The 9,640-nt window shown below is 72.5% G+C and carries 10 protein-coding genes; 6 read left to right on the forward strand and 4 right to left on the reverse strand.

Annotated features, from left to right (window positions below; genetic code table 11):
- Positions 1 to 59: 59 nt before the first annotated feature.
- Entirely contained in the window at positions 60 to 1,199 is a 1,140-nt protein-coding gene (locus HOQ23_RS18820; RefSeq protein ID WP_172216817.1) for an alkaline phosphatase family protein, read from the forward strand.
- 46 nt (positions 1,200 to 1,245) lie between these two features.
- On the opposite strand, the gene ppgK is transcribed toward HOQ23_RS18820, so the two are convergent.
- On the reverse strand, positions 1,246 to 2,007 hold the full coding sequence (gene ppgK, locus HOQ23_RS18825) for a polyphosphate--glucose phosphotransferase (RefSeq protein WP_172216820.1): 762 nt from the start codon (positions 2,005 to 2,007) through the stop codon (positions 1,246 to 1,248).
- A 137-nt stretch (positions 2,008 to 2,144) separates the two neighbouring features.
- On the opposite strand from ppgK, the gene HOQ23_RS21350 reads away from it, so the two are divergent.
- Together HOQ23_RS21350 and HOQ23_RS18835 are read left to right on the forward strand one after the other, a co-directional pair.
- Positions 2,145 to 3,626, forward strand: coding sequence for a fatty acid desaturase (locus HOQ23_RS21350; protein ID WP_172216823.1), 1,482 nt, complete (start codon positions 2,145 to 2,147; stop codon positions 3,624 to 3,626).
- A gap of 38 nt (positions 3,627 to 3,664) precedes the next feature.
- Positions 3,665 to 4,237, forward strand: a complete 573-nt coding sequence (locus HOQ23_RS18835; RefSeq protein WP_172216826.1) for a TetR/AcrR family transcriptional regulator — start codon at positions 3,665 to 3,667, stop codon at positions 4,235 to 4,237.
- A 9-nt stretch (positions 4,238 to 4,246) separates the two neighbouring features.
- On the opposite strand, the gene HOQ23_RS18840 is transcribed toward HOQ23_RS18835, so the two are convergent.
- Positions 4,247 to 4,915 carry a pentapeptide repeat-containing protein gene (locus HOQ23_RS18840; RefSeq protein ID WP_172216828.1) on the reverse strand — a complete coding sequence of 223 codons (669 nt, stop codon included), beginning with the start codon at positions 4,913 to 4,915 and terminating at the stop codon, positions 4,247 to 4,249.
- Positions 4,916 to 5,069: 154 nt separating this feature from the next.
- Here HOQ23_RS18840 and HOQ23_RS18845 point away from each other — a divergent pair, with 154 nt between their 5' ends.
- Positions 5,070 to 5,894: a class II glutamine amidotransferase gene (locus tag HOQ23_RS18845; protein ID WP_172216830.1), complete on the forward strand. Its 825-nt coding sequence runs from the start codon at positions 5,070 to 5,072 to the stop codon at positions 5,892 to 5,894.
- Between the two features lie 34 nt (positions 5,895 to 5,928).
- Here HOQ23_RS18845 and HOQ23_RS18850 read toward each other — a convergent pair whose 3' ends face one another.
- Positions 5,929 to 6,906 (reverse strand): YihY/virulence factor BrkB family protein, encoded by a 978-nt coding sequence (locus HOQ23_RS18850; RefSeq protein ID WP_216654427.1) that lies wholly within the window; start codon positions 6,904 to 6,906, stop codon positions 5,929 to 5,931.
- 82 nt (positions 6,907 to 6,988) lie between these two features.
- Between HOQ23_RS18850 and HOQ23_RS18855 the strand changes: the two genes are divergently transcribed.
- A complete protein-coding gene (locus HOQ23_RS18855) occupies positions 6,989 to 7,168 on the forward strand; it encodes a hypothetical protein (protein WP_172216834.1) in 180 nt (59 codons plus the stop codon).
- A gap of 46 nt (positions 7,169 to 7,214) precedes the next feature.
- On the opposite strand, the gene HOQ23_RS18860 is transcribed toward HOQ23_RS18855, so the two are convergent.
- A complete protein-coding gene (locus HOQ23_RS18860) occupies positions 7,215 to 7,895 on the reverse strand; it encodes a GIY-YIG nuclease family protein (RefSeq protein WP_172216836.1) in 681 nt (226 codons plus the stop codon).
- A gap of 194 nt (positions 7,896 to 8,089) precedes the next feature.
- Between HOQ23_RS18860 and HOQ23_RS18865 the strand changes: the two genes are divergently transcribed.
- Entirely contained in the window at positions 8,090 to 9,358 is a 1,269-nt protein-coding gene (locus tag HOQ23_RS18865; protein ID WP_172216838.1) for an HNH endonuclease signature motif containing protein, read from the forward strand.
- Positions 9,359 to 9,640 lie beyond the last annotated feature (282 nt).

Genomic DNA, 9,640 nt, shown 5'->3' on the forward strand with positions numbered 1-9,640 from the left:
GCGTCGCGCCCGGCGGATGGTGGGAGGGTGCCTCCTGTTTCCAGCATGCGTCGGGTGCCATGACGGCCCCGGTCCGGCGGTACGCGCGCGGGCCCGCCCGCGCCGCCTGGGCGCTCGCGCTGGCCGTGGCGCTCTCGGGGCTGGGGTGTGCCTCGGCGCCGCCGGGGCAGGACGGCGTACCGGACGGGAGTGCGTCGCGGTCGTCGGCCTCCTCGGCCTCGTCCGGGCCGCCCGGGCAGGTGGCGCGCGATCGCCCCGAGGCACCCGCGCAACCCACGGGGCCGCGCCGCCGGGTGCTCGCGGTCTCGGTCGACGGGCTCGGCAGCGCCGTGCTGCGCCGCCTCGGTCCGCGGCAGGCGCCGACGTTCCACCGGATGCTGCGCCGGGGCGCCTCGACCCTCGAGGCGCGCACCGAGGTCGAGATGACCGTGACCCTGCCCAACCACACGAGCATGCTGACCGGGCGCCGCATCGACGCCGCGCGCGGCGGGCACGGCGTGACCTGGAACGACGACGTCGCGGACCGCTCGGTCCCCCGGGACGCGAGCGGCCGGGTGGTGCGCTCGATCTTCACCTCGGCGCACCGGGCCGGGCTGCACACCGCGATGTTCGCGGGCAAGCAGAAGTTCCACACCTTCGACAACACCTGGTCACGGGCGATCGACCGGGTGCTCGTCACCTCCGACCAGGCTCGGCTGGTGCGGGCCGCGCGGCACGACCTGGTGCACGGCCGCCGCGCCTTCACCTTCCTGCACCTGCGCGGTCCCGACTCCGCCGGCCACGAGGACGGCTTCGACTCCCCGGCGTACGTCGCGGCGGGGCGGGAGGCGGACCGGCAGCTGGGCGGAGTGCTGCGCACGGTGCGCACCCACCCGCGGCTGCAGCGACACCTGGTCGTGGTGCTCACTGCCGACCACGGCGGGCGCGGCGCCGACGGGCACGACGTGGCGACCCGGGCGGCGAACTACCGGGTGCCGTTCCTGGTCTGGGGACGCGGGGTGGTGCACCGCGACCTCTACCGGCTCAGCCCCGGTCGCCGGAACCCGGGCGGCGCGCAGCCGGGCTACGGACGCCCGCGTCAGCCGGTGCGCAACGGCGACGTGGCCAACCTGGCCGCCGACCTGCTCGGGCTGCGCGCGGTCCCGGGCAGCACCATCGGGGCGCGCCAGGACCTGCGGGTGCTCGCCCGGCGTCGCTGACCCTCTCCTCGGCGGCGGGGGAGGGGCGGTCGCGGGTCGGTCGGGGTCAGCCGCGGGACGCGAGCAGCGCGGCCCCGACGATGCCGGCCTCGTTGCGCAGCGTCGCCGGCACGATCTCGGTCTCGAGGTCGAGCAGCGGCAGGAACTCGTCCGCGCGCTTGCTGATCCCGCCGCCCACGACGAAGAGGTCGGGGGAGAAGAGCTTCTCGAGGGTCGAGTAGTAGCGCTGGAGGCGGTGCGCCCACGACCTCATCGACAGGTCCTCGGCCTTGCGGGCGCTGTTGGCGGCCCGTTTCTCGGCGTTGTGGCCGTCGATCTCGAGGTGCCCGAGCTCGGAGTTCGGGATCAGCACGCCGTCGTGCACCAGGGCCGAGCCGATGCCGGTGCCCAGGGTGGTGACGATGACCAGTCCGCGGCGCCCGCGCGCGGCGCCGTACTCCACCTCGGCGAGGCCGGCCGCGTCGGCGTCGTTGACCACGTGGACCTGGCGTCCGGTCGCCTCGCTGAACAGCACGTCGGCGTCGGTGCCGATCCAGGAGCGGTCGATGTTGGCGGCCGAGCGCACCACCCCGTGCCGCACGACGCCGGGGACCGTCACGCCGACCGGCCCGTCCGCCTCCGGGAAGCGGCGCAGCAGCGCCACCACCGTCTCTGCGATCGCCGGCGGGGTCGAGGGCTTCGGGGTCTCGACCCGCGCCCGTTCGCCGGGCTCGCCGTTCGCGAGGTCCACCGGGGCGCACTTGATGCCGCTGCCGCCGAAGTCGATGCCGACGGGCGAGCCCTGCAGGGGAGTGGGTGGGGTGCTCATGGACTCACGGTAGAGCCCCGGCGTGCTTGACAGATATCCGTCCCTTGTCAAGCAGGTTGACATTCCCTAGTGTTCTGTCAATCACGCGGCATGACCGCCGTCACGCTCCCTCGACGCATCTCCCCCAGGAGGACCCCATGGCAGCGCGCAGCACGACCTCGACGAACCCGAGAACCACGAGGGAGACCATCGCGAACAGCACGGTCCCGCCGGGCTCGGTCGAGCGCTGGCGCGACCCGAAGCGCCACCTGTGGCTGATCGGCCTCGTGGTGCCCTCGCTGGCGTTCGTGGCGTACGGCGGCTGGGCGCTGACCGGCTTCGGCGGGTTCTTCTGGGTCGGGCCGCTGGTGATCCTCGTGGTCGTACCGGTCATCGACCTGCTCACCGGGCTGGACCGCTCCAACCCGCCGGACGACGTGCTCGAGCAGCTGGAGGAGGACCGCTACTACCGCTGGATCACCTATCTCTTCCTGCCCGTGCAGTACGTCGGGTTCCTCGGCGCGATGTACCTCGTCGCGCACGGCGACCCGTTCCTCGGCCAGGGCGACCTCGCGACCTGGGAGAAGATCGGGCTGGCGGTCTCGATCGGCTGCATCGGCGGGATCGGCATCAACACCGCCCACGAGCTCGGGCACAAGAAGGAGAGCCACGAGCGCTGGCTGTCCAAGATCGCGCTCGCGCAGAGCTTCTACGGCCACTTCTACATCGAGCACAACCGGGGCCACCACGTCCGCGTCGCCACCCCCGAGGACCCCGCGAGCAGCCGGCTGGGGGAGACCTTCTACGCCTTCTGGCCCCGCACCGTCCTCGGCTCGCTGAAGAGCGCCTGGCGCCTGGAGAAGCGCCGCTACGCGCGCCGCCAGCAGCACCCGTTCCGCCCGGGCAACGACGTCCTCAACGCCTGGGTGATGTCCGCGGTGCTGTGGGGCGCGGTCGTGGTGTGGCTCGGCCCGGGGGTGCTGCCCTACCTCGTGGTGCAGGCCGTCGTCGGGTTCTCGCTGCTCGAGGTCGTCAACTACATGGAGCACTACGGAATGCTGCGCCAGAAGGTCGGCGTCGGGAAGCGCGAGCGCTACGAGCGCGTCGACCCCTCGCACTCGTGGAACTCCAACAACGTCGCCACCAACGTGCTGCTCTACCACCTCCAGCGCCACAGCGACCACCACGCGAACCCGACGCGGCGCTACCAGACCCTGCGCGACTTCGAGGAGAGCCCGGTGCTCCCGACCGGGTACGCCGGGATGATCGTGCTGGCCCTGGTCCCGCCGCTGTGGCGCCGGGTGATGGACCCCCGCGTGCTCGCGCACTTCGACGGCGACGTGACCCGCGCCAACATCTCCCCGCGCCGGCGCGAGCGGGTGCTGGCGGCGTACCCGCCCCCGGTCGCCGAGGCGGACGAGGCCCCGCGCGCCGACCTCACGGCCGTGGACGCCGACGAGGTGCTCGCCGCCGCCTGCCCGGGCTGCGAGTACGTCTACGAGGTCGCCGCGGGCGACGAGCACGAGGGCTTCGCGGCCGGCACCGCCTGGGCCGACATCCCCGCCGACTGGTGCTGCCCGGACTGCGGGGTGCGGGAGAAGGTCGACTTCGTCCCCCTCGAGCGGGTGGCGGCCGGCTGAGGCGTGGCCGGTCGGCGGGCGGTTCCTAGACTGGAGCCATGACCACCCGCGAGCGAGTCCTCGACGCTGCGGTCGCGATGACGACCGAGGACGGGTGGGCGAAGGTCACCATGGCCCGCCTCGCCGACCGGGTGGGCGTGAGCCGCCAGACCGTGCACAACGAGATGGGCACCAAGGCCGGCCTCGCCGAGGCGATGGTCCAGCGCGAGCTGGAGCGCTTCCTCAGCGTGGTCAGCGCCGCCTTCGACGCGCACCCCGACGACCTGGTCGCCGCGGTGCGTGCGGCGTCGCTGGGGGTGCTCGAGCACGCCCAGGACAACCGGTTGCTGCACGCGGTCGTGTCCGCCACCCACGGCGCGGACACCGAGCTGCTCCCGCTGCTGACCACCCACTCCGCCTCGCTGCTCGCGGGCGCCAAGGCGGTGGTCGCCCTGCGGCTCTCTGCGTACGACGTCCCGCTCGTGCCGGCCGAGCTCGAGGCCGGCATCGACATGATCGTCCGGGTCGTGCTCAGCCACGTCATGCAGCCATCCGGCTCGCCCGCCGCCACCGCCGACTCGATCGCCTGGGTCGCCGCGCGGGTGCTGGGCGCGGAGCTGCCGGGTCGCTGAGGCGGCCGCTCAGCCCTCGACGCGTACGCCGAGCGCCTCGGCGAACGCCGGGGCGAGCAGCGTGAGCTGGTCGGGGGTGACGGTGGCGCCGCGCAGGTCGAGCGGGCCGTCGATGACGGCGAGGTCCGCGCCGCGCAGGTCGAGGGCCTCCAGCGTGCTGCCGCGGACGTCGAGCTGGGCGACGCGGGTGTCGGTCAGCCGGACGCGGCGCACCTTGGCGCTGCTCAGGTCGAGCTCCTCGATCAGGCAGTCGGTGAACGCGACGTCGAGCAGCTCGGCCCCGCGCAGGTTGACGAAGCTCAGCTTGCAGCCGACGAAGTGCACCGAGCGCCACTGCGACTCGTAGGCCTCCAGCGAGCCCAGCCGGCCGCTGACCCGGACGTCGCGCCACTGGCCCCGGGCGGCGCGCACCACCGGCATCGCGACCCGGTCCAGGTGCACCTCGGAGAGCCGCGCGCCCTTGAGATCGGTCTCGTCGGCGGACACGGCCGTCAGCTGGGTGGAGGCCAGGACCGCGCCGGTGAGGTCGAGGTGCCCGAGCGTCAGGTCGGCGTACCGCACCGACTCGAGGTCGGCGTTGCGGCGCAGGTCGGCGGGGTCGCCCTCGCCCAGCGCCCCGAGCCGGAGCTCGTCGATCTGGGGGGCCTGCGTGGTGGTGCGGCGGCGGGAGGCGCTCACGGGGGTCCTGACGGGTCGTTCGGCTGGATCGGGGCCAGCGTAGGCCGGGCGGGCGGACCCGGTGGCCCGCGGCCCCGACCGGGCGCATGCTGGAGGTGTCGGTGACGCGCGGGCGCACGTCCGCGGCCGGGCTCCGGCGTCCCGGGAGGACCCGATGTGTCGATGGCTCGCCTACTCCGGCTCGTCCGTGCCCATCGAGGCGCTCGTCTACCGGCCGGAGAACTCGCTGGTGGTGCAGAGCCTGCGTGCGCGCATGGGCGCGGAGCCGACGAACGGGGACGGCTTCGGCGTGGGCTGGTACGGCACCGCGCCGACCCCTGGGCTGTTCCGCAGCCCCGCGCCGGCCTGGAACGACCTCAACCTGCGCGAGCTGGCGGCGCAGATCAGCTCGCCGCTCTACTTCGCGCACGTGCGCGCCTCCAGCGGCACCCCGGTCCAGCAGACCAACTGCCACCCGTTCCGGCACGGGCAGTGGCTGTGGATGCACAACGGGCGCCTCGCCGGCTTCACCGCGATGAAGCGGGACCTGCTCCTGGCCGTCGACCCGGAGCTGTTCGCCACGATCGAGGGCTCGACGGACTCGGAGGTCTTCTTCCACCTCGCTCTCACCCTCGGGCTGACCGAGGACCCGCCGGGCGCGGTCGCCCGCGCGGTGGGACTCATCGAGGGGACCGCGCGCCGCCACGGGATCCCCGCGCCGGTGCAGATGACCGTCGCGACGACCGACGGCCGGACGGTCTGGGCGTTCCGCTACTCCAGCGACGGACACTCCCGCACGCTCTTCCACAGCACCGACGTGTCCACGCTGCGCCACCAGCACCCCGAGAACCCGGTGCTGCGCCAGCTCTCCGACGAGACCCGCATCGTCGTCTCCGAGCCGCTCGGCGACCTGCGCGGCGCCTGGCGCGAGGTCCCGGAGTCGACCTCCATCACCGTCCGCGGGGGTGTCGAGGAGCTGCGCCCGTTCGCGCCGGCGTAGCGGCCGGCGACGCCCCGCGAGGCGGAGGCGCCGGTCAGGGCCGATCGAGGTGGGACGGCGTGCTGTCGGCGACCACCGCGCCGCGCTGGCCCTGCGGGCGCTCCGGGCCGATGGTGGAGTCGCGCGAGGTCTGGCGTTCGGACTCACCGTTGACGGCTGCTCCGATGACGACGAGCAGGACGGTGAGCCAGAGCCAGAGCATGCTGATGGCCACCCCCGCCAGCGAGCCGTACGTCGTGCCGTAGGTGCCGAGGTTCTGCACGTAGGCGAACAGCGCGGCGGAGGTCGCCGCCCACAGCACGGTGGCACCCATGGCACCCCACGTCGTCCAGCGCCACCGCGGGTCCTTGCGATCGGGGGCGAATCGGTAGAGGACGGCCAGCATCGTGCTCATCAGCACCGCCAGCGCCGGCCACACCAGCACCGCCGCCAGGGCACGCACGTGGCCCGAAGAGTCCGCCAGGCTCCGGGTGGTCACGCCGGCGAGGGAGATCACCGCGCCCAGCAGCAACGCACCGCCGAGGACGAACAGCAGCCCCAGGAGGGTGCGCCGGAGGAAGCCGCGGGTCTCCTTCTCGTGGTAGGCCACGGTCAACGCGTCGATGAGAGCCATCACGGCAGTCGTGGCGGTCCACAGCGCGAGCACCAGACCGACGAGCCCGCGCACCGTCAGCACCTCGGTCGAGGCGGTGGTGATGCTGGTCAGCTGGTCGCTGACCAGCGATTGCACCTGCGGCGGCAGCACCTCCGCGACCCGGGACAGCTGGCTGCGCGCCTGATCGGGAGTGTTGAGGGCCCCGTAGACCGACAGCGCGGTCACCAGCACCGGCGCCACCGACAAGACGGCGAAGAACGCCACCCCGGCACTGAGGATGGGAAGACGCGCCTCGACCACGTGCGCTCCGGCCCGACGCAGGAGCTGTCGCCAATCCTGGGCGGACAGCTGGGCAGGGGTGACAGCGCCGTCGGCGGCGGTGTCGGCGTCTGTGTCCTCCTGCGAGCTCCGCGTCACCGGTCCCATGATTCGCCGCGCCGGCGCGGGTGTCGAGGCCAGCCGACGCCCGCTCGGCCGGTGTCGGCGCTAGCGTGGGTGGATGGTGACCTACCGCTTCCTCGACGGTCTGGGCCAACCGTTGCTCGAGCGCGAGTTCGCAGACCACGCCGCCGCCCTCGCCTGGGCCGCCGAGGAGGACGAGCTCGACGCGGAGGTGCAGCGGGTCGAGTACCGCGGGCCGGATGGTGACTGGCGCTGGGCGGGGCCGTTGTTGGGGTGAGGTGCGGGTGGACGCATCGATGGGCGAACTGCTCGCGCAGGTCCGCTCACTCTGGTCCGTTCTTGTTGTGTCCAAGCGATCGCGCCTGAAGCACTTCCTTCCAGTACGACTCCCGCTCTAGGACGTGTGCGTCGTCGGTCCGCATGGACCAATACTCAAGAAGCGCGAACCGCATGTTGGTCCGGTAGTACTCCTCGCCCTTCTGCTCGGCGAGTTCCTTGAGGCCGACGTTGCCCCCGTGCAGCGTGGCCGCGTACGTCGCCCACCGTTGCCAGACGCCGGTGTCGCCGTAGGCGGATCCGACGTAGCGCTGCCCGGTCTCCTTGTCATGGATGACGTAGACGCCCTTCATGCTCTCCAGTGCGATCCGCCAGTCGACTCGGGCCTGAGCGACGACAGCCTGTAGATCGGCGAGGCTGTGGTTGATTCGGTCGTGCCCCGGGAAGGGGTCACCGGCAAACGGCTCTTCCAGGATCGACGAGACGGTCATCGCGGGCAGCACCGACTCCATCCTGCGTCGAATGTTCCAGTTCCAGCCCTGCCACTCCTCGTGGTTGGTCGCCAGCACGTCGATGGCCTGCTTGTTGCCGTCCCAGACTGCGAAGTGGACCTTGAATGCTGTCGGGTCCAGGCCGGCGGGGAGGAGCGCGGCGAGCGGAATGGCTTCCCTAGGTGGACCATGGGCAGTCCCCGCCGAGTAGCGGGTTCTGCGCGCCGGGGGCAGCATCCAGGATCCGGACGCCGAGGTGACACGCTCTGCGCCGAGGTCGATCGACTAGTGCAGCCTCCGGATGCGGTAGCTAGCAACCAGATTCGCGGCGGCCGACCTCCGCTCTGGGCGGTCGGGCGGTTGTCCACAGGGCCCCTGACCTGCGACGACGACGGTCCGGGACTGTCGGTGGTCGGTGGTTGAGTAGGTCCATGGAAGCACCTCGTCAGCCTCGATCCGGCCACCCGCTGGCCGCGGCGGTGGCGTGCGTGCACGAGGTTCTGGACAGCGTCGCTGATGCTCCGGTGTGGTCGCTGAGCGAGGCCGAGGCCGGTGCTGCCTTGCTGGAGCTGGGTGCCGAGATCGACCGGTTGCAGGAGCTGCGGCTGCGGGTGGCGGCGCACGCGCATGCGGTTGAGGTGGGTGATGCGGTGGGTGCGACGAGCACGGCGAACTGGTGGGCGCACCAGTCGCGGCTGACCCGGCCGGAGACGCACCGGTTGATGCGCGTTGCCCGGGCGCTCGACAGCGGTCACCACGACGGCGTCCGCGACGCACTGGGAGCTGGGCGGATCCACCTGGATCAGGCGCAGGTGATTGTCGATGCCGTCGAGGATCTGCCCGCGGACCTCGTGGACGACGAGATCCGCGCGAAGGCAGAGGAGTTCCTCCTCGAGCAGGCGGATGAGCACGATGCGATCACGCTGCGGCGCCTGGCGAAGCGGCTGGTGGAGGTCGCGGCCCCGGAGCAGGCGGACGCTGCTGAGGCCGCCCGGTTGGAGCGTGAGGAGGCAGCCGCCCGCGCCGCCGCGCGACTGACGATGTCCGATGACGGGCACGGCAAGACCCATGGTCGGTTCACGATTCCCACCCACCACGCCGCCATGCTCCGCGCGGCGCTGTTGGCGATCGCGGCGCCGAAGCACCAGCACGCGGTGAACGGCGCCGGAGCCGCGGGCGCCGAGCGGCGGCCCGGTCCGGAGCGGATGGGGCAGGCGTTCTGCGAGTTCCTCGAGCGCTACCCCACCGACAAGCTCCCCGACGCCGGTGGGGTGGCCGCCACGATCGTGGTCACGATGCCGCTGGACTCGCTGCTCGGCGGTCTGCGCGCGGCGCACCTGCACACCGGCGAGACCATCTCGGCCACCGAAGCCCGCCGCCTCGCCTGTCAGGCCGGGATCGTCCCCGCCGTCCTCGACGGCGAAGGCCGCCCCCTCGACGTCGGCCGCAAGCGCCGCTTCCACACCAAGACCCACCGCGTCGCACTCGCCCTACGCGACGGAGGCTGCACCGCAGAAGGGTGTGACTGGCCACCCGGCCTGTGCCACGCCCACCACGACGTCCCGTGGTCACGCGGCGGTGTGACCAGCGTGGCCAGCGGCCGGCTCCTCTGCCCCCGCCACCACGCCCGAGCACACGACCCCGGCTATGAGACCAAGACCCTCCCCGGCGGGAAGCTCACCTTCCACCGCCGGTGTTAGACCGAGCGTCCATGCGCGGCGGTGATGCGGTCGTCGTCTGCTGTCCTCGATTCGCCCTACTGCCGCACCTGGGGTTCGCAGCGAGCGGTCCGGCATGTCCCCAACGCGGCGGAAGGACGCAACCTCGGTTCGGCAATGCGAGGTCGACCAGTCTTGGGGACTGCCCCCGGTCTTGTTGACACTCGGGGTTTGCGGGGATCAGGCCGCTTCTGAGATCGCGTAGATCATCTCAAACTCGACCGGGGTGAGCTTGCCGAGGCCTCGTTGGCGACGCCGGCGGTT

This window comes from Nocardioides sp. zg-DK7169, assembly GCF_013155365.1.
Lineage (GTDB): Bacteria > Actinomycetota > Actinomycetes > Propionibacteriales > Nocardioidaceae > Nocardioides.

Bases quoted from the DNA above. Each gene is read 5' to 3' on its own strand.
- HOQ23_RS18820 (WP_172216817.1), top strand. From the start codon at position 60: ATGACGGCCCCGGTCCGGCGGTACGCGCGCGGGCCCGCCCGCGCCGCC.
- ppgK (WP_172216820.1), bottom strand. From the start codon at position 2,007: ATGAGCACCCCACCCACTCCCCTGCAGGGCTCGCCCGTCGGCATCGAC.
- HOQ23_RS21350 (WP_172216823.1), top strand. From the start codon at position 2,145: ATGGCAGCGCGCAGCACGACCTCGACGAACCCGAGAACCACGAGGGAG.
- HOQ23_RS18835 (WP_172216826.1), top strand. From the start codon at position 3,665: ATGACCACCCGCGAGCGAGTCCTCGACGCTGCGGTCGCGATGACGACC.
- HOQ23_RS18845 (WP_172216830.1), top strand. From the start codon at position 5,070: ATGTGTCGATGGCTCGCCTACTCCGGCTCGTCCGTGCCCATCGAGGCG.
- HOQ23_RS18855 (WP_172216834.1), top strand. From the start codon at position 6,989: ATGGTGACCTACCGCTTCCTCGACGGTCTGGGCCAACCGTTGCTCGAG.
- HOQ23_RS18860 (WP_172216836.1), bottom strand. From the start codon at position 7,895: ATGCTGCCCCCGGCGCGCAGAACCCGCTACTCGGCGGGGACTGCCCAT.
- HOQ23_RS18865 (WP_172216838.1), top strand. From the start codon at position 8,090: ATGGAAGCACCTCGTCAGCCTCGATCCGGCCACCCGCTGGCCGCGGCG.